The organism is Sphingomonas sp. OK281 (assembly GCF_900115295.1).
Classification (GTDB): Bacteria; Pseudomonadota; Alphaproteobacteria; order Sphingomonadales; family Sphingomonadaceae; genus Sphingomonas.
On the sequence record NZ_FOVZ01000005.1, the window covers coordinates 40,965 to 64,766 of the forward strand.

Consider the following 23,802-nt stretch of genomic DNA (forward strand, 5'->3'; position numbering starts at 1 on the left):
GCGCCTTTTAATTTGCGGCATTCATAGGCAGACGATCTCGCAATACAGGCATTCGCAGTTGCGGTTGGCCGATAAGTTCTGCGCTCGTCTCGATGGCAACGGGTCGCGGCTGGTCTATGCGAGGATTAAAGTAGAGTTGCCCGGTGTTTGCCGGGACGGCCGGGCGATAGGAGAGAAACAGTGAACCGTCGTGAAGTGATCGGCGCGGTGCCCGCCGCGATTTTGCTGGCGCAGGCTGGAATTGCCAAGGCCGCATCCGGCAAGAAGGGCGTGATGCTGATGAACCGGATCGCCCCCGCGACGTCGGACCTGATGATCGCCAATCTGGACGGAACGGGCGAGCGCAAGCTGCTCGCTGAACCGGCGTACGACTACAACGCCTCGTTCTCGCCACGCGGCGATCGCATCGTCTTCACGTCGGAGCGCAACGGCGACGGCAATTCCGATCTGTTCATGGCCCATCCCGACGGCACCGGCGTACGGGCGTTGGTCGCGGCGCCGTCGATGGACGATGTCGGCGCAGTCTCTCCCGATGGCCGCTACATGGCGTTCGTCTCGACCCGCAACGGTTTCAAGGCCAATATCTGGGTATTGGAACTCAAGAACGGCAAGCTGCGGCAACTGACCGGCACCGGTAATGTGAAGGGCAATCCCGACGGCCCGGATACGTATTTCCGTCCGGCGTGGTCGCCCGACAGCAAGTGGATCGCGTTTTCCAGCGACCGGGACACCGTCTGGCGCGGACATGACGGCGGCCACGGATGGGAGCATACGCAGGAACTCTCGATCTACGTCATCCAGCCCGATGGCACCGGCTTCCGGCAGGTTTCGTCTCGCAAGGGATGGTGCCAGGGATCGCCGACGTGGTCGCCCGATGGCAAGCGCATCGCCTTCTACGAACTGACCGTCGAAGCGACATGGGGTGCGCGCCGGCCCGAATGGATCGGCCGCGTGGATTCGCAGATCGTATCGGTCGACGTCGCCAGCGGCGCACGGATCGAACACACCAACGTCGCCAACCTCAAGGTCGCGCCGCAGTTCATCACCAACGACGAGATCGGGTATCTGATCAAGGGCGGGGCGGACGAGGGGGTCGGCTACACGTCGGGCAGACCCGGCTTCAAGCGCAAGGACATGCGCAACCCGAGCTGGACGCCCGACGGCAGGTCGGTCCTGTACGAAGCGGTGTCCTTCTATCCGGCCCGCAAGATGGACAAGGCCCTGTGGAGCTGGGACGGTGACTGGGATTACCGGTTCACCGACGTCTTTCCGACGCTGTCGCGTCAGGGAGTGCTGGCGATCACCGAGAAGCAGACCGGCGCGACGTCGTCGTCGATCGTCACGATGAAGCCCGACGGTACTGGTCGCAAACTGGTGTTCGATGCCGCCAAGCAAGGGCTCAACCCCGTCAAGATCAAGCAGGGACTCGCAGGCGCGTTCCAGCCGGCATGGTCGCCGGATGGCGAGTGGATCGCGTTCGGCCTGGGCGGCTGGTTCAACGAGCGGTCCTTCACCAAGGCTACGCTGATGCGCGTGCGGCCCGACGGCAGCGGTGCCGAAGCGTTGACCGACGGCCGTGTCCATTCGGGCTTCCCGAGTTATTCGGCAGACGGCAAGCAGATCGTCTTTCGCGTCTGGGGACAGGATGACGAGCGCGGGCTTCGGATCCTCGACCTCGACACGCGCCAGGTTCGCACGTTGACGACCGAGCATGACAATTTGCCGGGCTGGTCGCCCGATGGCCAGCGTATCGTCTTCACCCGCAACGTGGGCGGCAAGACCTTCCAGATCTGCAGCATCCGGCCCGATGGTAGCGATCCCAAACAGCTTACACATAGCAAGTCGAGCAACGGTCACGCGGTATGGACCGCGGACGGGCGGATCATGTGGAGCGGGTCGGAGCACGGTTTCCGCGACGAGGCCGCGCTCTACGACAACACGTTCCAGCAATATGGCCAGATCTACATCATGGATGCGGATGGCGGAAACTATCGCCTGCTGACCGACAGCAAGTGGGAAGATTCGATGCCACTGTATATTCCGGGTATGTTTTTGTAGGCTGGGGCAACCGGTTTAACGTCTGAAAGGCTGCATTTTGACGACCCTCACGCCCCTGACGCTCCTGACCAGATGGCTGCTGGTGCTGATGCTGTTGGCGGGTTCGTCGATGACTGACGCCCGACGGCCGGCTGCGGTCAGCACCGCTATCGTTCCGACCACCGCTATCGTTCCGACCCGTGCTTGTGACGCGCTGAAGACCATCGATCTCACGGCCGTCGGCGGCGCCGGCAGCAGCGTTACGACGGCGGCCGAGGGAACGGGCGCGCAGCCGGGCACCATGTGCGTGGTCGAAGGCGTGATTGCGCCCGCGATCCGTTTCCGCGTCGAACTGCCCCTGCGCGGCTGGACAGAGCGCTATCTCCAGACCGGCTGCGGCGGCTTGTGCGGCAACCTGCGGATCACCGTCGGTGCTGCGGACGGCTGTCCGATCGCGGCGGCAGGCGGCTTCGTCCTCGCTTCCACCGACATGGGCCATGAGGGGATGGATAGCGCCTGGGCGAAGGATCCACGCAAGCGCGCCGATTTCGCGTACCGCGGCGTCCATTTGACCGCCGTCGCTGCGAAGGCGCTCATCCGCACCTTCTACGGGCGGGACGCGCGGTACGCGTATTTCAGCGGTTGTTCCGATGGCGGGCGGGAGGCGCTGGTCGAGGCACAGCGGTTTCCGGACGATTTCGACGGTATCGTCGCCGGCGCACCGGCAATGGCGTTCACGGTGCAGAACAGCATGTTCCACGGCTGGCAGGCGCACGCGAACACCGATGCGGGCGGGAAGCCGATCCTGCTGGCGGGGCGTTTGCCGATCCTTCACGCGGCCGTACTGGCCGCCTGCGACGCCGGCGACGGGCTGGCCGATGGTATCGTCGCGACGCCGTCGACGTGCCGGTTCGATCCGGTGAGCACCGTCTGCCGCGCGGGCCAGTCGACCGACACATGCCTCACGCGCGACGAGGCGACGGTCGCGCGCCGTTTCTACGAGGGGCCGCGCGACGCGAAGACCGGCGTGCGGCTGACGCAGGGCGGCCCGCAATATGGTTCGGAACTGCAATGGGCGGGCGTCTATGTACCGCAGGGCGCTAAACAGCCGATCCTCAGCAACATGATCGTTAGCGGTGCGATGGGACCGCTGATCTCACCGGACGGCACCCCTGCGACCGCTGCCGACCTGATTTTCAACCGCGCCACCTTCGAAAAGCTGGCGACCCATCATACCTTCTACGATGCGACCAGCCCCGATCTGACGGGCTTCCAGCGTCATGGCGGCAAGCTGATCCTGTATCACGGCTGGGCGGACCCGCACATCTCGCCGCTCAACACGATCGCGTACCATGATGCGGTACGCCGCCAGATGGGCGCGCGCGTCGCCGACGGGTTCGAGCGGCTGTATCTGCTGCCGGGAATGAGCCATTGCTCGGGCGGGGAGGGGCCCAGCGCGCTGGATCTGCTGACGCCGGTCATCGACTGGGTGGAGCATGACCGCGCGCCGGACATGATCGCGACGCGGACGGCGGCGCAGACACGGTCCGGATCGCCCATAGGCGATCGTTCGGGCGGTATGACGGGTTCGAATGGACGTGCAAACGTGGGCCGGCCAGCGGGCATGATGCCCGCAGTTCTCGCCGGACCCAAGCGCACTCGGCCGATCTACCCTTATCCCTACGTCGCCGCCTATTCCGGCAAGGGCGATCCGAACGACGCCGTCAACTGGAGCCGCGGGGGTGCCGTGCCGGTGGCGATTCCGGTCTGGGCAGGAAGCTGGTATTTCCGCCCTTATGCCGGGGAGGCGCGGCTCGACTGACGGGCGTCGTGGCCGCTCATCTCGGCGCCGGCATCGACGGCGAAGCGGGTATTGACGAACACCGCGAGTAGCGAAATGGCGGTGACGCAGCCGATCGCGATCGAGAAATCGTCGAATTCCGGATGGCTATGCCCGTGCCAACGCATCGCCAATGTCAGCGCGCTGGCGCTGATGCATATGCCGAGCGACAGCGAGAGTTGCTGGAACGTCGCGTAGAAGCTGGTCGCCCGGCTCATCCGGGACTGGTCGATATCGGCATAGGCGACGGTGTTGTACGCGGTGAACTGGAGCGAGGTCAGGAAGCCGCAGACCAGCAGGACGACGAAGATCGCCGGCATCGGCCATCCCGGGCGGAACAGCGCCGTCACCGTATAGGCGAGCGGCGACAACACGCCGATCGCGGTCAGGGCGGTCCGGAAGCCGAAGCGCTTGAGCAACGGCCGCGCCGCGCCCTTCATCGCGAATGATCCCAGCGCGGTCGCCACGGTGACCGCGCCGCTTGCCGCAGCACTGAGCCCGAACGCGAGTTGCAGCAACAGCGGCATCAGGAAAGGCTGGGCGCCCTGCGTGATGCGGATGAAGGTTCCGCCCATCACGGAAAGCCGGAAGGTGGGAATGCGCAGCAACGCCAGGTCGAGGATCGGTGCCTGCGTACGTCGCGCGTGGATCAGATACAGCGAACCTGCGACGACGCCGATCGCCAGCAGCGGGAGCGCGATCCAGGCATGCCCTGCGCGTGCCGACAGTTGCAGCCCGAACAGCAGCGACCCCAGCGCGATCGCCGACAGCACGAAGCCGATCCGATCGAACCGGCGCGCCGTGTTCTCGCGGACGTTGGCGATATGGCGGTACACCAGCACAACGCCGAGCGCCCCCATCGGCACGTTGATCCAGAATATCCAGCGCCAGTCGAGGTACGTCACGATCGCACCGCCCACCGGTGGCCCCAGGATCGGGCCGACGAGTGCGGGCATCGCCAGCCACGACATCGCCGAGACGAGGTCGCGCTTGTCGACCGAGCGCAGCAGTACGAGGCGGCCGACCGGGACCATCATCGCGCCGCCGATCCCCTGGAAGAACCGCGCGACGATCAGCGTCTCCAGGCTGGTCGAGAACCCGCACGCCACCGATCCGGCGACGAACACGAGTATCGCCGCTTGGAACACGGTTCGCGCGCCGAAGCGGTCGGCGGTGAATCCGGAGGCAGGAATGAACACCGCCAGCGCGAGCAGGTACGACGTCAGCGCGAGGCTCATCGCGGTCGGCTGTACCGCGAACTCACGCGCCATCGTCGGCAATGCGGTGGCAAGCACGGTCGCGTCGAGATTCTGCATGAACAAGGCGGTCGCGACGATCAGGGCTGTCAGGCGATAGCCGCGCAGCCGACCGCCACGGTTTTCGGGCGCGCGTTTGATCGTGTCGCTGGCCGGTACGATGCCATCGCCGACGTCGGCCATCACCGGGGCAGGTTCGCGGTCGACGCGTCGGAGCCGCGCGAGCAGGCGGGGAGCTGAACGGGGCGACGTCACGATCGCTTTAACGCACGGTCGAGCAGAGGGATCAACGTCCTCCAGTGATGCTCCGCTTCGGCCGGATCGTGCGCGGGCATGTCGCGAGGTACCCAGCCGTGCCTTGCCGGATACGTCTCGACGCAGTGCTCGACATCGGCGTCGCTCAGCGCGGTTACCAGCCGGTCCTTCATGAGGTCGGGGAAATTCGAGTCGTCGATCGCGCACGCAACATAGACCGTGGCGCGGATCGCGGGTGCGAGCAGATGAGGGCTGTCCGCCCGATCGTCGGCCAGGCCGCCAGCATGGTAGGATGCCGCGACCGCGACATGGTCGGGAAAAGATCCCGCCGCGATCAGGGCGAAGCGTCCGCCCATGCAATAGCCGACCATGCCGATAGCCCCCGCCGTCACCTCCGGCCAAGTCGTCATTGCGGCGATGACGGCGCCGGTATCGGCCATGACCTTGGTCGCGTCGATCGTGGCGTTGAAGCGCGCCCGATGCGCGGCGCGTCGGGCGGGATCGGTGAAGACGACGGCGGGATCGATCGGCGCATAGCGCCCTGCCCGGTAGAACAGGTCGGGCATCGCCACAGCATAGCCCGCCGAAGCCAGCCGGGCAGCGATCTCGTCCAGTGCCGGACGGATACCGGGGGCATCCATATATGCGATCACGCCGGGCCAGCGACCAGCGCCCACCGGCCTGTGCAGGCGTACGGGGCAGTCGCCGTCGGGCGTCCCCACGATGATCTCTCGCATCGTCGTAACCGCCATGTGCACCTCCGGGACCAGAAGACGATCCATAGCGCGTCCGGCAGACGCGGGAGATAAGTCCTGGCAGATGTCCGATCGGAAGTGCGGTCGTCAGACGACCTGGCTGAGCTGCAGTCGCGGCGCGCGCACGCGTCGGCGGACGATGTCGACGAAATCGTCGTGCAGCCGCGTCGGTAGCCAGTTCGTCCGCATCATGATGCCGATCGACGGCACGGGAGCGATCGGGTCGAACCGGACCGGGCGTAGATCGTCGTCGCCGTGCTCGATCTCGTATTCCGTCATCAAGGCCAGCCTGTCGCTGGACTTGAGCAGGTGTTGCAACACGGTCTGCGCACAGGTCGATATCCGCGCGGGTGGCGTCGTCCCGTCCGCGAAGAGCCGATCGAAGCAGGCGCGTCGACCAGAGCCCTCGGTCCCGATCACCCAGTCGCAGGCCACGAGATCGTCGTGGCGAACCTTCGGTCGGGCAAGCAGGGGATGGCTACGCCGCGCCACGATCGAATACGGCGTGGGAGCAAGCGGGACGGCGGTGATGTCGTCGTCGATCTGTTCGGGAAGCAACCCGATGACGAGATCCACGTCGCCATTGCCAAGGCTCTTCATCAGCTTTGGCGCACTGTCGTTGATGATGTGGATATCGGCCCGGGGATGGGCCGCGAGAAACTCGTCCAGCACCGACGACAGCAGCAGGCTCCCGCCGAAGGGCATCGCGCCGATCACCGTCTGGCGGCTCGACCGGCCGAGTGCGGCCTCGACCTCTTCGATCGCCCACTCGACCTCCTGCAGCGCGAGCTTGATCCGCCTGCCGAACGTCACGCCCACCGGGCCGACGATCATGCCCACCGCCGTGCGATAAAACAGCGACACGCGCATATTGCTCTCCAGATCGCGCGCCGCACGGTGCAGCGACGATATCGAGATGCCGAGCGCCTCCGACGCCCGCTCGAAAGACCCCGCCTCGCTGACGCCGACCAGCATGCGCAATTGCGACCTGGTAAGCCGGTTCGCAATCGCCTCGGCAGCACGTGGAGAAGCGACCGATCCGGCGTCGATGAGCGCTCGTTCGGTCTGATCCAGAAAACGCCGAACGCGCGCGTGGAAGATCGAGCCCAGTTCGTTGAGGTAGCTTCCGTCGGCCCGGCGATTGACGAGCGTGACGCCGACCTGATCTTCCAGCTTTGCGAGCGCCTGGGTCACTGCCGGTTGCGACAGGCCGCATTCCTCGGAGGCGCGTCGCACGCTTTTCAGGTCGCCGATGGCGACGAACAGGCGAAGCTGGCGCAGGCTGATCGCGGCGGCGCGATCTTCGGTCGAAAGTGCCATCTCTTATCCTCCAGGCGCTGCTTGTACCGCAGTCTGCACTGTCGCGTAGTTATCGCGCGAATAGCGGTTTGCCAAGTGATCCGGCCGAGCCTGCGCTGTGTCCAGGCCGGTAAACCTATCGCCTGCGGAGAGTGCATCTTATCAGACACGGCCGGGAAATGGGCGTCCGCCAAATGCAGGACCTTCACAACGGCGCAACGGTGATAAGTTCTGCGCTCGCGCCTGTCGGTTCGACGATCCGCCGCATTGACCGTCGTGGCGACGCCGCCCCAATGCACCGCAAAGCCGGAACAGGAAGAGGACGCCGAAAATGGCCGAAAAGGTGCATCTCAAGATCGCGATCGCGGATCATCCGCATACGTTGGCCATCAAGTCCGGCGAGATACCGATCGAAGGTGTCGATGCGGAATTCGTGACGGTGAAGCCGCAGATCGGCGCGTTTCGCCGGATGGTGCGCGACGTCGAATTCGACGTGTGCGAGATCGCGCCGACGACCTACATCATCGCGCGTGCCTACGGGAAGCCGTTCGTCGCGCTGCCGATCTTCGTGGTCCGCCGCTTCCACCATTCGGGCATGCTCGTCCGCCCCGACGCCGGCATCAAAACCCCGAAGGACCTCGAGGGCAAGCGGGTCGGCGTGCGTGCCTATTCGGTGACCACCGGCGTATGGATCCGGCAGGTCTTCATCGACGAATACGGGCTCGACAACAGCAAGGTCACCTGGGTGGTCGACGACGAGGAGCACGTCACCGAACTCGCACTGCCGTCCAACGTCATCCATGCTCCGAACGGGCGCAGCCTGGCGGACATGATCGCTACCGCCGATCTCGATGCCGGGGTCGAAGCCGCTGCGGGCATAGGCCGCACCGGTGCGCCGACCGGCGGTTGGCAGGAGGTCGAAGCGAATTACCCCGATCTCATGCCGGATGCCGAAGCGGCCGAAGCCGATTATTTCGCGCGCACCGGCGTGTACCCAATGCACGGCACGATCGTGGTCAAGGACTCGGTCCTGGAAGCGCATCCCTGGGTGGCCAAGTCGCTCAACGACGCCTTCACGCGCGCAAAGGAGGAGTGGCTCGCCAAGCTTGATTCCGGCGAGGCGACGGGGGCTGGTGCGGACAAGTATCGCGCGCTGCAGAAGATCGTCGGTCCCGACCCGTTGCCCTATGGCATTGAGGAAAACCGCGCGACGATCGAAGCACTGGAAAAGACCGCATTCGACCAGGGGCTGACGCCGCGCCGAATGAGCATGGACGAGCTGTTCGTCGACCCGGCGCGCGTCGCCGACCGCGTCTGACCGAGAAGGTATACAGATGATCATCGATTGCCATGGCCATTTCACGACGGTTCCCAAGTCGTTCCGCGATTGGCGTGCTCTCCAGGTTGCAGCCGCGGACGATCCCGCCAACGCGCCCGATCCCAAGGACGCGATCCTCTCCGACGACGCCCTGCGGGAAGGGATCGAGGGCGGCCAGCTCCGGTTGCAGCAGGAGCGCGGCAGCGACCTGACGCTGTTTTCGCCGATCGCGGGATTGATGAGCCACCATCTCGGCAACGAGCGCACCAGTCTGGAATGGGCGCGGGTGTCGAACGACAACGTCAAGCGCGTCTGCGAGCTGTTCCCGGACAATTTCGTGCCGGTCTGCCAGTTGCCGCAGTCGCCCGGCGTCCCGCCCGCCAACTCGATCCCGGAACTGCGTCGCTGTATCGAGGAGCTCGGCTTCGTCGGCTGCAACGTCAATCCGGATCCGACCGGCGGCTATTGGACGGGCAAGCCGTTCACCGATCGCGAATGGTATCCGCTGTTCGAAGCGATGTGCGATCTCGACGTGCCCGGCATGGTTCACGTCGCGGCATCGTGCAATCCGAACTTCCACGGCACGGGCGCGCATTACATCAATGCCGATACCTCCGTGTTCATGCAGATACTCCAGTCGGACCTGTTCAAGGACTTCCCGACGCTGCGGCTGGTCATTCCCCATGGCGGCGGTGCGGTGCCGTACCATTGGGGACGCTATCGCGGCATGTCGCTCGAGATGGTCGACCGTCCGCTCGAAGGGCTGCTCGACAACATCTTCTTCGACACCTGCGTCTATCATCTACCCGGCGTCGAGCTGCTGACCAAGGTCATTCCCGCCGACAACGTCCTGTTCGGCTCGGAAATGATCGGTGCGGTGCGCGGTCGCGATCCGAACACCGGCGAATATTTCGACGACACCAAGAAATACGTCGATGCGCTGCCGCTGTCCGAGACGGACAAGGCCAAGATCTTCGAGGGCAACGCTCGACGAGTCTACCCGCGGCTGGATGCGCTGTTGACGGCGCGGGGCCACTGACGAAACCTATCGCTTCGGACGGCGAACCGATTGGTCGGCGCCGTCCACGGAGTGCTTGAAGACGCGGTATGACGGACGGAACGTCCGCCGGAGAGGAAGCATCGATGACATCGCGGTACGTTGATATCCATCCCCACGTGATTTCGGACAACGAGGATCGCTATCCGCCGGCACCTTTGTTCGGCACGCGGTCCGACTGGTCGCAGGAGCGGCCCTGCACGGTCGACACGCTGATCGCGGCGATGGACGAGGCCGGTGTCGCAAAGGCGGCGGTGGTGCACTCCTCGACCACCTACGGCTTCGACAATGCCTATGTCGTCGACGCCTGCAACCAGTACCCCGATCGCCTGGTCGCAGTGGGATCCGTCGACGTGCTGGCGCCGGACGCGGTCGATACGATCGGCGACTGGGTCGACAAGGGGCTTGCGGGACTGCGCATCTTCACCGGCGGTTCGACCAAGGAGTTCGATGCGAGCGAACTCGACGACCCGCGCGCGTATCCCGCATGGGAACTGCTCGGCGAACTCGGGTTGACGATGTGCATCCAGACGGGGCCAGCGGGCCTCGGCGCGGTCCGTGCGCTGGCCGAACGGTTTCCGCAGGTGCCGATCATCCTCGATCATCTTGGGCGTCCCGACGTGACCGATGGCCCGCCTTATGCCGCCGCGCAGTCGCTGTTCGACCTGGCCGACGTGCCGTCGATCTACCTGAAGCTCACGCCGCGGATCATGGGCGACAGCACCAAAGGTGCGGCGAGCCCCGAGACGTTCTTCCCGAAGCTCGTCGACGCGTTCGGCGCGAAGCGGCTTGCCTGGGGTTCCAACTTCCCGACTTCACCGGGCACGCTGACAGAAATCAAGGCAACGGCGGAGGATCGCCTTAAGACGCTGTCCGAAGACGATCGTGCCTGGATTTTCGGCAAGACCGCACAGGTCCTGTATCCCAAGCTGGCGGACTGATGATTACGCACAACGGACTCACCCCGGCTAAGCGCTGGACCGTTCTCGGGTTGTTGGCGATCGGCGTGCTGATCGCCTTCGTCGACCGGACGAGCATTTCGTCTGCGCTTGCCGACGCGCCGTTCAAACAGCATTTCGCTTTGTCGAACACCGATCGCGGCATGATCGGCGCCATGTTCTTCTGGTCTTACGGGCTGGTGCAGATTCCGGCGGGCTGGGCGGTCGACCGCTACGGGGTGAAGACGCCCTATACGATCTGCTTCGCGCTCTGGTGCCTTGCCACCGCCGCGACCGGACTGATCCATACGCTGTTCGCACTGATCCTCATGCGCGTGATCGTCGGTGCCGCGGAGGCGATCGTGATGCCCGCGAGCTATCGCTGGATTCGCGACCATTTCAGCGAAGGCGAGAGCGGTACCGCCGTCGGGATCTTCACGATGGGCAACAAGTTCGGGCCGGCGCTCGGCGCGCCGCTCGCCGCGTGGCTGATCGTCAACTACGACTGGCGCCTGATGTTCATCCTGACCGGCGCGGCGGGCCTGATCTGGCTTCTCCCGTGGATGCTGCTGGTGAAGAACGACTTGCCGAGAGGTGCCGAGGAGAAGGCGACCGCTCGGCGTAATGCGTCTGCGGTCAGCTTTGCCAGCATCCTGTCCAGCCCGGTGGTCTGGGGCGCGATGATCGTCAATTTCTGCTACGGCTATTTCACCTTCTACTGCATGACCTGGATGCCCGCCTATCTCGTCGAGCAGCGCGGGCTGTCGCTGCAGCAGTCCGGACTTTACACCTTCTTCAGTTTCGCCGGGATCGCGATCGTCGCGGTCATCGCGGGCTGGGTGGCCGACAGGCTGATCGCGCGCGGCGGCGACCCGGTGTTCGTGCGCAAGGCCTTCGTGATCGCCGGGTTCATCGGTGCGTGTACGGTGTTGCTCGGCGCCTATGCGACGTCGCTGTCGGCGGCGTTGTTCTGGAACGTGTTCTCGCTGTCGTTCCTTGGTCTCGCCACCGCCAACAATCTGGCGCTGTGCCGGCTCACCCTGATCCCGAAGCCCGCGGTCGGCCTGGTTACGGGCGTCCAGCAGGTCGCGACCAGCCTGGCCGGTGGCGTCGCCGCGAGCCTGTCCGGCTGGCTCCTGCACGTCTCGGGCAGTTACGACCTGCCGATGCTCGTGATATTCGTGTTCCTCATCATCGGCGCGCTGGCGACGCTGATCCTCCTGCAGCCCAAATGGGCACCAAAGATCAGCGTCGTGCCAAGCGCCGCCGATCACCAGACCTCCTAGGAGAGCCTTTCCGTGTTCAAGCCCAACGTCGCACAGAACCCACCGTTCGACATCACGCGCGCCAGCCACGTCCGCTATCTGGTCAGCGACCTCGATCAATCGCTGCGCTTCTATACTGAGGTGCTTGGCTTCGTCCTGAGCGACCGGGACGGCGATGTCGCTTATCTTCGCGGGATCGAGGAGGCGGCGCATCATAGTATCGTGCTGACCCAGAAGGGCGTGCAGGGCGCGACCGCGGAATGTCTCGGCATGCGCGTCCGTACCGAAGACGACCTCCACGTCGCGCGGGACCATTTCATCGCCGCGGGCGGGACCGCCGAATTCATCGAACGGCCCTACCAGGGACCGAGCCTGCTCACGTCGTTCGGCGAAGGGATGCCGCCGATCGAACTGGTAGCGGGCATGGAAACCCGTCCGCGCATGCTCAACGACTTCGCTTCCCAGAAGGGCGGACGTGCCCTGCGGTTGGACCATTACCAGTGCGTCGTACCCGACGTGCCGACAGCGGTGGACAAGTTCCAGGCGCTGGGCTTTCGTCCGTCGAAATACACGACCGACATCGACAGCGGGCGGGTGCTCAGCATCTTCCTCACGCGGAAGAACAACCCGCACGATCTGGTGCTCGCGCCTGCCGCCGGTCCTCGCCTGCATCATGCGGCGTTCGTCGTGTCGGATCTTCAGGCGATGATCCGCGCAGCCGACGTCGCCGGGAACATGGGATGGGGCCGCAACGTCGAACACGGGCCGGGTCGTCATGGCCCGCCCAACGGCATCTTCCTGTATTTCCGCGATCCCGACGGCAACCGCATCGAGCTGATCCTGCCGCCGATGCAGTTCATGGATCCGGAGGACGCGCCGAACGCCTGGAACTCGACGCAGAGCATCAGCCTGGTGCCATGGGGCGGCGGCCCGCCGCAGCGCTGGCGCGAGGAGATGACGCTGTTCGACGGGATCGAGCCGGCCGGTGGTCCGCTGGCGCGCTGGACCTCGCTCGGCGGCGGGACCGCAAAGCAGGGCGGCGAAAACGGCGCGTAAGGGTCAACCGGCCGGTCATCCGCGGTCTTGTAGTATTAGGGAACAGATCATGAGCAGCGAACGCCTGAACGGCATCATCCGTGCGTGGGAGGCGGGCAAGCCTGCCTTCACCTGCTTCGCGAAGGTCGACAAATTGTCGGCACAGGAAATGACGGACGCACCGTATGACGGCATCGTGTTCGAGATGGAGCATAATCCGTACGACGTGGCCGGGCTCGGCGATGCGCTCCAGTACATGCTCAACCGCAAGAAGATCGCGGAAAGCGGCTCGGTCGCGCCCGCGGTCACGCCGATCGCGCGCATTCCGGCGAACGGCGTCGAGATGAACCAGTCCTTCGCAAAGCAGGTGCTCGATCGCGGCGTCTACGGCGTCATCACGCCGCATGTCGCGACGGTCGAACAGGCGTATAACGCGGTCGCATCGTGCCGTTATGCCAAGCCGACCGGAGCGGCGCTCTACGAACCCAAGGGGGTCCGCGGCGATGGGCCTGCAACAGCCGCACGCTATTGGGGTCTCACACAGCCTGAATATTACGCGAAAGCCGACGTCTGGCCGCTCGCCCCGCATGGTGAACTCCTGTGCGGCCTGATGATCGAGAGCCCGGAGGCGATCGAGAACCTGGACGACATGCTGGCCAACGTGCCCGGTATCGGCTTCTGCCTGATCGGCGAGGGCGATCTGAGCCAGGCGCTGGGCTATGCGCGGCAATACGAGCATCCCGAAGTCCTCGATGCGATGCGCCGGATCGTCGAGACGTGCCACAGGCACAAGGTCGTAGTCGGTAATCCCCACACCGGCGCCAAGAACGTCGAGCGGCTGCTGGGCGAAGGTTACAAGTTCCTCATGTCCGCCCCGTCGCGGAGCTACGGCGTCGTCGGCCAGGGCCGCGAATTGGCAGGTTACTGATGAACGGCGCCGAAAGTCTCGTCACGACGCTGGTCGACCGGGGCGTGGACATCTGCTTCGCCAATCCGGGCACGTCGGAAATGCATTTCCTCTCCGCGCTGGAAAATCCGCGGATGAAAAGCGTGCTGTGCCTGTTCGAAGGCGTCTGCACCGGTGCGGCCGATGGCTGGTACCGGATGAAGGATACGCCGGCCTCGACGCTGCTTCATCTCGGACCTGGCCTCGCCAACGGGCTGGCCAACATGCACAATGCCAAGCGCGCGTCGTCGGGCATGGTCAACATCGTCGGCGAGCATTCGGCCAGCCATCTGAAATACGATCCGCCGCTGACCAGCGACATCGAAGGCCTGGCACGGCCGTTATCGCATTGGGTGCGCCGGGCGGAATCCTCGACGACGATCGCCTGGGATACGGCAACCGCCGTCGCCAAGGCCTCCGAGCATCCCGGCCAGATCGCGACGCTGATCCTGCCGGGCGACACGGCGTGGCAGGATGCCGGCGACGCCGCGGTGGCGGCACCGGTCGCGCCGCGTCGCAAGGCGCCCGACGCCGCCCGGGTCGAGGAGATCGCCCGGGCGCTGCGGTCGGGAGAACCGACGCTGCTGATCCTGGCCAACAAGGCTACGCGCGGGCGTGCGCTCGAACTCGCCGGCAGGATCGCCGCCGGGACCGGTTGCCGGCTCGGCTCGCAATTCTTCACCGCGCGTATCGAGCGCGGTGCCGGGCGGGTGCCGCTCGAGCGCATTCCCTATGCGGTCGCACCCGGCAGCGCATTCCTTTCCGGCTTCAAGCATCTCGTGACGCTGGAAACCAAGGAACCGGTCGCGTTCTTCAGCTATCCCGACAAGCCGAGCCTGTTGAAGGCCGCAGGGACGCAGGTCCACGCGCTCGTCGAAGTCGAGGAGGACAGCATCCTCGGGCTGGAGATGCTCGCCGACGCGCTCGGCCTGCGAGACACCGCGCCAATTCTTCAGCCGCGGATCGAAACGGCGGTGCCATCGGGCGCGCTCAACCCGACCAGCATCGCGCATGCGCTGGCCGCAGCGATCCCCGAGAACGCGATCGTCGTCGATGAATCGCTCACCACCGGCCGTGAGTCGATGGGCTACACGATGGGCGCCCGGCCGCACGATCTCATCAACAATCTGGGCGGCTCGATCGGCTATGGCACGCCGGTCGCGACCGGGGCGGCGCTGGCGTGTCCCGACCGACGGACCATCTGCATGGTTGGCGACGGATCGGCGATGTACACGATCCAGTCGCTCTGGACGCAGGCGCGCGAGCAGCTGCCGATCACCACGATCATCTTCGCCAACAACCAGTACGCGATCCTGAAGGCGGAATACGCCAACATGGGGGCGGGGACGACGCCCGGACCGCAGGCGATGGCGATGATCGATATCGATCGCCCGACGATCGACTGGGTGGCGATGGCAAAGTCGATGGGCGTCCCCGGCGTCAGCGTCGACACCGCCGAAGGGTTTCACCAGGCGCTGGCCCGCTCCGCGCAGGAACCCGGTCCATCGCTGATCGAAGTCAGACTCTATTAAGGACGTGCAGATGGCAACGACACCCCCCACCACGCTCAAGACCAACCTGGCCGACTATCCCGTCACGCGCGCGATCCGCGACGGGCGCGTCACGTCGGACCTCGTCACGCTCGATATCTGTGGCCCGGACCAGGCGCATAACGGCTTCAAGGCGATGCTGCGCGAGGGCAAGTTCGATGCGGGCGAGCTTGCGATCGTCACCTACCTTCAGGCGCGGGCCTACGGAAAACCGTACGTCGCGCTGCCGGCGCCGATCTCGGGCCGGTTCCAGCACCATTGCGCTGGTTTCAATCGCGAGCTGGGGCACCTGGATCCCAAGGACATCGAGGGCAAGCGCATCGGCGTGCGAACCTACGCGCAGACGACGGGGCTCTGGATCCGCGGTATCCTGCAACACGAATACGGCGTCGATCTCGACAAGGTGACGTGGTGCACGGTGGGAGAGGGGCATCTCGCCGAATACGCGGATCCGTCGAATTGCGAACGGCTGCCCAAGGGCTCCGACATCGGCCAGATGATGCTCGACGGCGAGCTTGCCGCTACCTTGCAGGGCGTCGACCTGCCCAAGGATCCGCGGGTCCAGCATCTCGTTCCCGACCCGCACCAGGCGGCCAAGGACTGGTATGCGCGCGAAGGCGTCGTGCCGATCAATCACCTGTTCGTCGTCCACCAGGACCTGTCGCGCGAGCGGCCGGATATCGTTCGCGAGATCTACCGGATGATCGGCGAGAGCAGGGCGCTGGCCGAGGGGGGCGTGCCCGATCCTTTTCCGCCGATGGGCTTCGAGGCCAATCGGAAGGGTATCCAGCTCGCGATCGACTGGGCGTTCGAACAGAAGATCATCCCTGAAAAGGTGAGCGTCGAGTCACTTTTCGACGACACCACGCGCGCGCTGAACTGACGTCGTGGCGGACAGGCACCTGATCTCGCGAGTCCGGCGGGAGACGCGACGCAGGACGCTGACGGTCGCCAGCGTCGAACCGCGCGGCGACATCCTGCTCCGCATCTGGTTCGTCGGCGACGATCTGGCGGGTTTCGTCAGCGACGCGCCGGACGACCACGTCAAACTGTTCCTGCCCGACGGCGAAGGCGGCGTCGTGGCCCGCGACTACACGCCTCGCCGGTTCGACGCGGCAGCGCAGACGCTCGCCATCGAGTTCGCGCTGCACGGCGAGGATGAGGACGCCGGCCCTGCCACACGGTGGGCGATGCATGCGCAACCGGGCGACACCTTGGAGATCGGCGGTCCACGCGGCTCGACCATCGTTGCCGACGATTTCGATTGGTACCTGCTGATCGGGGACGAGACCGCGCTGCCGGCGATCGGCCGGCGCCTCGACGAACTGCGGCCCGAAGCAGAGGTCATCGTTCTTGCGTCGATCGCGCATGGATCCGTCAGGCCCGAACTTCCCGGTCGGGCGCGGCTTACGGTGCAGTGGCTCGATCGCACCTCGCTGCAGCATGCGGGCGCGGAATTTCTCGATGCGCTCGATGCTATGAGCCTGCCGGATGGCGAAGGCTTCGTCTGGATCGCGGCCGAAGCTGCTGCGGCGCGCGCGGTGCGGACGTTCGTGGCGGAGACGCGGGGCCATCCGAAGAGCTGGATCAAGGCATCCGGCTATTGGGTGGCCGGCGAGATGGGCGCGCATACGAAGATCGAAGAATGACGGCACGGGCGCTGCTGATCACCGGCGTCGGGTCGGGCCTTGGCGCGGCGTTCGCCCGTGCCGCCATCGAAGCCGGGCACCGGGTGGTCGGGACCGTTCGGCGACCGGAAGACGTGACGGCTTTTCGGCAGGCGACGGGCGGCATCGTGCTCCCGCTCGACCTGACCGACATCGCTGCGATCCCGGCGGTCGTCGCCGAGGCCGAGGCGCTGGTGGGACCGATCGACGTTCTAGTGAACAACGCGGGCTTCGGTCATGAGGGCGCGCTGGAGGAATCGCCGCTGGACGCGCTTCGCCGACAGCTCGACGTCAACGTCGTCGCGCAGGTTGCGCTGATGCAGGCTGTCCTGCCAGGCATGAGATCGCGCGGCCGCGGCCACATCGTGAACGTCACGTCGATGGCGGGCAGCGTAGGATTGCCAGCGGTCTCGTTCTACTGCGCCGCGAAATTCGCGCTCGAAGGCATCAGCGAAGCGCTGGGCAAGGAAGTGCGCCCCTTCGGCATCCACGTCACGGCCTTCGCACCCGGCCAGTTTCGGACCAACTGGGCGGGGCGGTCCCTCGAGCGGTCGCCGGAGACGATTACCGACTATGTGCCGATCATCGGTCCTATGCGTGCGGCGCGCAGGGCCAAGGACGGCCGCCAGGCGGGGGATCCTGCCAAAGCGGCGACGCTGTTGATGAAGATCATCGCGGCGTCGGTCCCTCCGGCACGGGTCTTCGTCGGGCCGGATGCGGTCGCGCTGGCGCATCAGAAGGTGAAGCGGATGCAGGCGGAACTGGCGGCGTGGGAGGACGCGTCGGTCGCGACCGACTATGACGTGCCGGATCGGTAAGCCACCTTCTGGATGCGGCCCGTTCTTCCGCAGTCATCCGTCTACGGCGTCCTTGTGAAACAGCAGGACAGGCTGCAATGCCGATACCAAAGGGGCCTGCCGGCGCGCGCGGCGGTTCGGTCACCTCGATGTCAGGAGACGATGGAGATGGACACGGCGGGAGATCCGCTTCCGGTGAGCGGACGTCGAGAGGTTCGACTGCGGTGGTCGATACTGATCGTGCTTGCGATCGGCGTGATGATTTCGTTCGTCGATCGCACCAGCATTTCCGCCGCGTTGGCGACACCGTCGTTCAAGACGCATTTCGCGCTGTCGGACCTGGACAGGGGCTGGATCAACTCGGCGTTCTTCTGGTCGTATGCCGTCATGCAGATCCCGCTCGGCTGGGTCGTCGATCGATACGGCGTGAAATCGCCCTACGCGATCTGCTTTGCACTGTGGTGCGTGGCGACCGCCGCGACCGGCTTTGCGGAAGGGCTCGCGAGCCTGATCGTGCTGCGTCTCTTCGTCGGCGCGGCAGAGGCGATCGTGGTTCCTGCAAGCTGGCGCTGGCTGAGGCATAACTTCGTCGAAACCCAGAGTGGCACGGCGGTCGGCATCTATATGCTCGGCTCGAAGATCGGGCCGGCGATCGGCGCACCACTGGCCGCCTGGATCATCATCCACGCCGACTGGCGCGTGATGTTCCTGGTCCTCGGGCTTGCCGGACTGGTCTGGCTGGTGCCGTGGCTGTTACTGGTTCGAAACGACGTTCCGCGCGTGACGGATACCGCGCGTGCCAAGGTTTCGGGGCGGAAGATCCTCGCCTCGCCGCTCATCTGGGCGACCATGGTCGTGATGTTCTGCTACAATTACTTCACGTTCTTCTGCATGACCTGGATGCCGGCGTATTTGGTGGAGCAGCGTGGCTTGGCGCTCGATCGGATGGCGGCCTACGCGTTCTTCAGCTTTGCCGGCATCGGCGTGGTGGCGCTCGCGAGTGGGTATCTCGCGGATCGCCTGATCGCGCGAGGGCACAACGCGGTCGGTGTGCGCAAGGGCTTCACGATCGCGGGTTTCGCGGTGGCGGCCACCGTGGTCCTTGGCGCCAACACCACGTCGCTGAATGCCGCATTGTTCTGGAACGTGGCGTCGCTGTCGGGCTTGGGTCTTGCCACGTCGAACCATCTCGCCTTGTGCCGGCTTACGCTGATCCCGAAGTCCGCGATCGGCGTCGCGTCGGGCTTCCAACAGGTCGCCACGGCGATGGCCGGGATCGTTGCGCCGATCCTGACCGGGTGGCTGCTCCACGTGAGCGGCAGCTACACATTACCGATAGACGCGATATTCGTCTTTCTCGTCCTCGGCGGACTGACGACCGCGCTCTGCCTCAAGGAGGAGTGGGCGCTGAGCGATGCCATGCTTGCAGCCGACCCGGTGGCGTGAACGCGCAGGCCGCGGACGGTCGAGGTCTACCCCATCCACCGGCTGACGGGGACGGCGGACTCCTCCAGCGGCTGTGCGATGACATCGACCAGCGTCGGCCCGTCATGCGCAATCGCCGCAGCCATGACGCCATGCATGTCGAGGGGGTCGGTGACCGTCCACGTCTTGAGCCCGTAGGCTTGCGCTATCCGCGCGTGATCCGTGCGCGTGAAATCGACGGAGAAGAACCGGCCGCCATATCCCGACTTCTGACTTGCCTTGATCCAGCCGTAGGACGCGTTGGAGAAGACGACGAAGGTGATGGGCAGGCCCTTGCGCACTACCGTTTCCAGTTCGCCGACGGCAAAACCGAAGCTGCCGTCGCCCATGACCGCGACCACTTTCGCATTCGGCGCGCCGTACACGGCACCGATCGAGGCGGGCAGCGAGAAGCCGAGCGCACCATGTGCGCGGTTCGTGATGAAGCGCCGACCCGCCGTGTTGAAATCGAAAAAGCCCGAGAAATACGGGCAGGGCGTCCCCGGATCGGCGACGATGATGCCGTCGGGCGGCAACGCGGCCTGGATCGCAGCCAGCACGCGTTCGGGCCTGATCGGGCGATCGGTCGAATGCGCGAGCACGTCGAAAAGTCGCCGCTTCGCCCGGCGGAGCTCGGCCAGGCGCTGCGCCGATCCGTTGTCGCGTCCCGTGCCGCCTCGAGCCTCGATCTCGCGGAGCAGCGCCTCCAGACAGAGGCGCGCGTCGCCGACCATCGCGGCAGCCACCGGATAATTGGCGCCGACCACCATGGGGTCGACGTCGATGTGGACGACGGGCACGCCGCGCATCGGTGCGGTGCCGTGCTCCGTCGTGGTCGACCCGGCACGACAGCCGATGAAGATGACGAGGTCCGCTGCGGTGATCACATCGCGCGTCTCGTCGGTGCCGCCGTTCGCCCCTACCACGCCGACCGCGAGCGGATGATCGTCGGCGATCGCGCCGTGGCCGCTGACCGTGGACGCGATCGGCGCGTCGAGGATGGTGGCAAGCGCCGACAGTGCCTCGCTAGCGCCCGAGATCACGATACCGCCGCCGCATACGAATACCGGAGCACGCGCGCCAAGGACCGCGTCGGCACACACGCGTACCGCGTCGGGGTCGGGCCCGGTCCGGAAGGCCGGGAACCGACCATGCGCGGCCGTGGCCCACAGGTCTGCCGCATCGAGCGTCTGCTTCTGCAGGTCATAGGGCAGGCCGATATGCGTGGCGCCGGGACGCCCGGTCGTCGCGGCGCGGAACGCCGTACGGAAGACGTGCGGGATCAGCCCGACTTCGTCGACGACCGTGTTCCACTTCGTCAGCGGCGCAAAGAGCGCCTTCTGGTCCAGTGCGGTGAGAGGATACCGTCCGCGTGCGGTAACCGGCACGTCCGAGGTGATAGAGACCATGGCAATGGAGGACTCGTTCGCCTCGACGACGCCGGGGAGGATGTAGGTCGCGCCGCCACCGCTCGGTCCTTCGCAGACGCCGACCCGTCCCGTGACCCTGGCATAGGCATCCGCCATGTATCCCGCGCTGCGTTCGTCGCGGGTCAGCACGTGGTCGATCCCGTGATCGAGCCGGGCCAGCGCATCGTAGAAGGGAAGGCTGGTGTCGCCGCACAGGCCGAACACATGCTTGACGCCGTGCTGCTGCAGCATGCGTACCGCCGCCTCGGCTCCTGTTACTTCGTTCGACATCGGGACCTGTCAGCTGTGAGAGTATTTCGGTCGGTCAAAGCTCGAATTCATATTCACGGCACCAACCCGCGGCGGTCGGATTGCGCGCGGCCACGGCGAACATGATGGCAGCGACAACGACGTTGAACGCGATAAGCGTCACTGACAGCGTTATGGTCTCGACGGCGACGAACGCATGCTCCGGTCCCATGGCGAGGCTCTCCTGATGGCTTCCGAGCTTGATAGCTACGGCTGTTAACGCCCAAGTCTAGGATGATCGAAGTCGACGACGCATAAGATCGATGCGCCCGGTGATCGAATTAATCGCCGATGGTTTCATTCTTCGCATCGCAGGACGGGTATTCGCAAGACGGGCATCGATGCCATCACCACGCCTTTTTCGTCGCGAAAAACCTCTGCCAGAACGCAATCTTGGCGGGATCGGCGACCGGGATCATGCCGAACCGATCGCCCAATTCCATCACTCGCGGCAGGGTCGGATCGTAGCGCGGCCAGGTGGGCAGGCCGGGTCCATTGGGGTTGCCATCCTTGATGATGTTCACCCAGTAAGAGGACATCACATCGGCGATCCGGCGGTCCTCCGCGGCCCAAGGCCGATCGACCGCATCGAGACTGTCGAAGGCGTAGTAGATTTCCGATCCATGATACGCGCCGCGCAGGTCATGGCTCGGCCCGGGCGGCGCGTGATCCCAGAAATAGGTGAAGACGGGCTTGTCGACGCCGCGTGTCCACTGCCGACCCCATAGCCATGTGGACACGCGCGAATTGTCGCGTGCCGCCGCATTGTTCTGCAGCGCGGCGTCCTGATCGTCGCGTGCGGGATACAGCTTCAGGAAATCGGCAGTCAGGGTACCGAACTTGCGCCGTGCCGCAGCCAGGTACGCCGCGAGCGTGACGCTGGTCTGCGGCATGCCGGCGCGGGGCGGCGTGGTCTGCGCGCGCAACGTGTCGAACGCGGTTTCGGGTACCGCCCCGGTTTCGTCGCGGTTGTTGCCCGCAACGAACGTCACCCGGTTCTGCGTGCGTTTCGCATAGGTCTGCGCATAGCCATCGGGGATCACCCAGCCATCGACGACGGGGCGAAACAACGGCGGCTTGCCCGAACTGCCCGTCTCGACGCTCGCATCGATGGTGTTGCTGCCTTCGATCAACCGTTGCCACGGCATCGCCCGCAACGCGTCCAGGGTGCCTGCACCATGTGCGGCGGCGTAGCGCGTGCCGGCCTGCTCAGCGGTCGCGAGGGGGCGCCACGACACCGACAGGTAGCGAAGCTCGGTATCGCGCGGATCGCGGGCATGGCTCTCGGCGATCCCGGCGCGGAAGAGCCCCTTGGCAAGGGGCGACATCGCCAGGAAACCGACCGCGCCGGCACCCGCCGATTGGCCGCCGATGGTGACCTTGGCGGGATCGCCGCCGAATGCAGCGATATTGCGCTGGACCCAGCGCAGCGCCGCGATATCGTCCAGAAGGCCGTAATTGCCAGAGGCGGCATGGCCAGACTCGCGGCTGAGTTCAGGCGTGGCGAGAAAGCCCAGCACGCCGACGCGGTAGTTGAAAGTCACGACCAGCACGCCTTTGCGCGCCAACGCTTCGCCGTCGAATTCGGGGCTGGCACCGGTGCCGCCGATGAACCCGCCGCCATAGATCCACACATAGACGGGCCGTTTCTCGACGCTGCCCGGTTTGGCGCCGGTCCAGATGTTGAGCGTCAGGCAATCCTCGCTCTGTGGCAGGCCGCGCGCCATTTCGCCGCCGGGCTGAGGGCAGGCCGCACCGAACCCGTCTGCCCTGCGAACGCCCGCCCACGCTGCAGGCGCTGCCGGCGCACGCCAGCGCAGCGGTCCCACAGGTGGCGCGGCATAAGGGATGCCCTTGTAGACCGTTACGCCGGGTTTGCGAGCTGGGACGCCGGAGACCAAGCCGGTCTCGATCCGGACAGGCGCGTTGTCGCCGGACACGTCCAGTGGCTTCGCGGCATAGCCGATCAGGTCTCCAGCCGCGAGGACGTGCCCCCGGATGGACCGTTTCAGCGCATCCAAGTCCGCGGCGTCGTTGCTGGCGAGCGTATGATCCAGCGCGAACACCTGCGCATGATATCGATGACTGCTGGCGTCATGCGTATGCGGCCCGGCATAGGGCGCGCCGGCGCCGTGTACGTTGGTGCCATAGGCGGCGCCGGCTGGTGCCGTCTCGAGGCCGACCGGCAGCGACGTCGTCGAGGCGGGCAGGTTGTAGAGGACGAGATGCACGCTGGTGCCCGCGGCGTGCGATGAACCCAGCTCACCCTGCAGGACCACGACATAGGACCGGGTGCCAGCGGGGCCGGCGCTCCAGCGAAGACCAGGAAAACGATTCTCGCCATATTGGGTGCTGGCACGAGGAACATCCCCCCCCGCCGTGAAGGACGGGCTGGTCACGAGCAGCATTCCGCGCGCACGCGGCAAAGCCGAGATCAGGATATCGGGCGCGTGGCCGATGCTCGTCGGCATCGACTGCGCGTTGGTGTTCACGGCGCCAACAAGAGCGGCGAGTGCGCCGAGAGCAAGTCCGGCACCGCGCGAAGTCGTCATCATGCTATTTCTCCGGCGTGATCGCCTTATGGGTCGGATGGCTATCATTTCTG

The 23,802-nt window shown here is 65.5% G+C and carries 19 protein-coding genes; 13 read left to right on the plus strand and 6 right to left on the minus strand.

The genetic code is table 11. The annotated features are described in order from the left end of the window. Positions 1 to 180 precede the first annotated feature (180 nt). Entirely contained in the window at positions 181 to 2,058 is a 1,878-nt protein-coding gene (locus BM244_RS16895) for a PD40 domain-containing protein (RefSeq protein ID WP_093400113.1), read from the plus strand. Positions 2,059 to 2,095: 37 nt separating this feature from the next. After that, positions 2,096 to 3,859 carry a tannase/feruloyl esterase family alpha/beta hydrolase gene (locus tag BM244_RS16900; RefSeq protein WP_217649145.1) on the plus strand — a complete coding sequence of 588 codons (1,764 nt, stop codon included), beginning with the start codon at positions 2,096 to 2,098 and terminating at the stop codon, positions 3,857 to 3,859. Here the strand turns inward: BM244_RS16900 and BM244_RS16905 are convergent. From BM244_RS16905 to BM244_RS16915, 3 genes are all read right to left on the minus strand, one after another. Then, positions 3,832 to 5,316: a DHA2 family efflux MFS transporter permease subunit gene (locus BM244_RS16905; RefSeq protein WP_175518267.1), complete on the minus strand. Its 1,485-nt coding sequence runs from the start codon at positions 5,314 to 5,316 to the stop codon at positions 3,832 to 3,834. The two genes, BM244_RS16900 and BM244_RS16905, sit on opposite strands and share 28 nt — an antisense overlap. Before the next feature lie 68 nt (positions 5,317 to 5,384). Continuing rightward, positions 5,385 to 6,170 (minus strand): dienelactone hydrolase family protein, encoded by a 786-nt coding sequence (locus tag BM244_RS16910; protein WP_254784516.1) that lies wholly within the window; start codon positions 6,168 to 6,170, stop codon positions 5,385 to 5,387. A gap of 60 nt (positions 6,171 to 6,230) precedes the next feature. After that, positions 6,231 to 7,463: a LysR family transcriptional regulator gene (locus tag BM244_RS16915; protein ID WP_093400114.1), complete on the minus strand. Its 1,233-nt coding sequence runs from the start codon at positions 7,461 to 7,463 to the stop codon at positions 6,231 to 6,233. Positions 7,464 to 7,773: 310 nt separating this feature from the next. Here BM244_RS16915 and BM244_RS16920 point away from each other — a divergent pair, with 310 nt between their 5' ends. The 11 genes from BM244_RS16920 to BM244_RS16970 all read left to right on the plus strand — a co-directional run bounded on the left by BM244_RS16920 (position 7,774) and on the right by BM244_RS16970 (position 19,461). Beyond that, positions 7,774 to 8,760 (plus strand): ABC transporter substrate-binding protein, encoded by a 987-nt coding sequence (locus BM244_RS16920; RefSeq protein ID WP_093400115.1) that lies wholly within the window; start codon positions 7,774 to 7,776, stop codon positions 8,758 to 8,760. A gap of 16 nt (positions 8,761 to 8,776) precedes the next feature. Then, on the plus strand, positions 8,777 to 9,799 hold the full coding sequence (locus BM244_RS16925; RefSeq protein ID WP_093400116.1) for an amidohydrolase family protein: 1,023 nt from the start codon (positions 8,777 to 8,779) through the stop codon (positions 9,797 to 9,799). A gap of 104 nt (positions 9,800 to 9,903) precedes the next feature. Next, positions 9,904 to 10,758, plus strand: coding sequence for an amidohydrolase family protein (locus tag BM244_RS16930; protein ID WP_093400369.1), 855 nt, complete (start codon positions 9,904 to 9,906; stop codon positions 10,756 to 10,758). Then, positions 10,758 to 12,041, plus strand: a complete 1,284-nt coding sequence (locus BM244_RS16935; protein WP_093400117.1) for an MFS transporter — start codon at positions 10,758 to 10,760, stop codon at positions 12,039 to 12,041. Before BM244_RS16930 ends, BM244_RS16935 begins: the two co-directional genes overlap by 1 nt. A gap of 12 nt (positions 12,042 to 12,053) precedes the next feature. After that, complete coding sequence (locus tag BM244_RS16940) at positions 12,054 to 13,076, plus strand: VOC family protein (RefSeq protein WP_093400118.1); 1,023 nt, start codon at positions 12,054 to 12,056, stop codon at positions 13,074 to 13,076. Positions 13,077 to 13,125: 49 nt separating this feature from the next. Beyond that, positions 13,126 to 13,983 (plus strand): HpcH/HpaI aldolase family protein, encoded by an 858-nt coding sequence (locus BM244_RS16945; protein ID WP_093400119.1) that lies wholly within the window; start codon positions 13,126 to 13,128, stop codon positions 13,981 to 13,983. Beyond that, entirely contained in the window at positions 13,983 to 15,533 is a 1,551-nt protein-coding gene (locus tag BM244_RS16950; protein ID WP_093400120.1) for an acetolactate synthase large subunit, read from the plus strand. Before BM244_RS16945 ends, BM244_RS16950 begins: the two co-directional genes overlap by 1 nt. A 10-nt stretch (positions 15,534 to 15,543) precedes the next feature. After that, entirely contained in the window at positions 15,544 to 16,434 is an 891-nt protein-coding gene (locus BM244_RS16955; protein ID WP_093400121.1) for a substrate-binding domain-containing protein, read from the plus strand. Positions 16,435 to 16,438: 4 nt separating this feature from the next. After that, positions 16,439 to 17,200, plus strand: a complete 762-nt coding sequence (locus BM244_RS16960; protein ID WP_254784517.1) for a siderophore-interacting protein — start codon at positions 16,439 to 16,441, stop codon at positions 17,198 to 17,200. Beyond that, the gene (locus BM244_RS16965) at positions 17,197 to 18,036 is read left to right on the plus strand and encodes an oxidoreductase (protein WP_093400122.1); all 840 of its coding nucleotides are present in this window, start codon (positions 17,197 to 17,199) and stop codon (positions 18,034 to 18,036) included. The genes BM244_RS16960 and BM244_RS16965 overlap by 4 nt, the downstream gene beginning before the upstream one ends. A 147-nt stretch (positions 18,037 to 18,183) precedes the next feature. After that, positions 18,184 to 19,461 (plus strand): MFS transporter, encoded by a 1,278-nt coding sequence (locus BM244_RS16970; RefSeq protein ID WP_093400371.1) that lies wholly within the window; start codon positions 18,184 to 18,186, stop codon positions 19,459 to 19,461. A 26-nt stretch (positions 19,462 to 19,487) separates the two neighbouring features. Here the strand turns inward: BM244_RS16970 and BM244_RS16975 are convergent, their stop codons facing one another. The 3 genes from BM244_RS16975 to BM244_RS16980 form a co-directional block, all read right to left on the minus strand. After that, positions 19,488 to 21,179: a thiamine pyrophosphate-binding protein gene (locus BM244_RS16975; RefSeq protein ID WP_093400123.1), complete on the minus strand. Its 1,692-nt coding sequence runs from the start codon at positions 21,177 to 21,179 to the stop codon at positions 19,488 to 19,490. Positions 21,180 to 21,213: 34 nt separating this feature from the next. After that, positions 21,214 to 21,369 carry a hypothetical protein gene (locus tag BM244_RS23195; protein ID WP_175518268.1) on the minus strand — a complete coding sequence of 52 codons (156 nt, stop codon included), beginning with the start codon at positions 21,367 to 21,369 and terminating at the stop codon, positions 21,214 to 21,216. Between the two features lie 175 nt (positions 21,370 to 21,544). Beyond that, a complete protein-coding gene (locus tag BM244_RS16980) occupies positions 21,545 to 23,752 on the minus strand; it encodes a carboxylesterase family protein (RefSeq protein WP_254784519.1) in 2,208 nt (735 codons plus the stop codon). Positions 23,753 to 23,802: the final 50 nt, after the last annotated feature.

What these genes read in the sequence shown, in the direction of transcription:
- BM244_RS16905 (WP_175518267.1), bottom strand. Translation starts at nt 5,316, where the DNA reads ATGGCCGACGTCGGCGATGGCATCGTACCGGCCAGCGACACGATCAAA.
- BM244_RS16910 (WP_254784516.1), bottom strand. Translation starts at nt 6,170, where the DNA reads ATGGATCGTCTTCTGGTCCCGGAGGTGCACATGGCGGTTACGACGATG.
- BM244_RS16915 (WP_093400114.1), bottom strand. Translation starts at nt 7,463, where the DNA reads ATGGCACTTTCGACCGAAGATCGCGCCGCCGCGATCAGCCTGCGCCAG.
- BM244_RS16920 (WP_093400115.1), top strand. Translation starts at nt 7,774, where the DNA reads ATGGCCGAAAAGGTGCATCTCAAGATCGCGATCGCGGATCATCCGCAT.
- BM244_RS16925 (WP_093400116.1), top strand. Translation starts at nt 8,777, where the DNA reads ATGATCATCGATTGCCATGGCCATTTCACGACGGTTCCCAAGTCGTTC.
- BM244_RS16930 (WP_093400369.1), top strand. Translation starts at nt 9,904, where the DNA reads ATGACATCGCGGTACGTTGATATCCATCCCCACGTGATTTCGGACAAC.
- BM244_RS16935 (WP_093400117.1), top strand. Translation starts at nt 10,758, where the DNA reads ATGATTACGCACAACGGACTCACCCCGGCTAAGCGCTGGACCGTTCTC.
- BM244_RS16945 (WP_093400119.1), top strand. Translation starts at nt 13,126, where the DNA reads ATGAGCAGCGAACGCCTGAACGGCATCATCCGTGCGTGGGAGGCGGGC.
- BM244_RS16950 (WP_093400120.1), top strand. Translation starts at nt 13,983, where the DNA reads ATGAACGGCGCCGAAAGTCTCGTCACGACGCTGGTCGACCGGGGCGTG.
- BM244_RS16955 (WP_093400121.1), top strand. Translation starts at nt 15,544, where the DNA reads ATGGCAACGACACCCCCCACCACGCTCAAGACCAACCTGGCCGACTAT.
- BM244_RS16965 (WP_093400122.1), top strand. Translation starts at nt 17,197, where the DNA reads ATGACGGCACGGGCGCTGCTGATCACCGGCGTCGGGTCGGGCCTTGGC.
- BM244_RS16970 (WP_093400371.1), top strand. Translation starts at nt 18,184, where the DNA reads ATGGACACGGCGGGAGATCCGCTTCCGGTGAGCGGACGTCGAGAGGTT.
- BM244_RS16975 (WP_093400123.1), bottom strand. Translation starts at nt 21,179, where the DNA reads ATGTCGAACGAAGTAACAGGAGCCGAGGCGGCGGTACGCATGCTGCAG.
- BM244_RS23195 (WP_175518268.1), bottom strand. Translation starts at nt 21,369, where the DNA reads ATGGGACCGGAGCATGCGTTCGTCGCCGTCGAGACCATAACGCTGTCA.
- BM244_RS16980 (WP_254784519.1), bottom strand. Translation starts at nt 23,752, where the DNA reads ATGATGACGACTTCGCGCGGTGCCGGACTTGCTCTCGGCGCACTCGCC.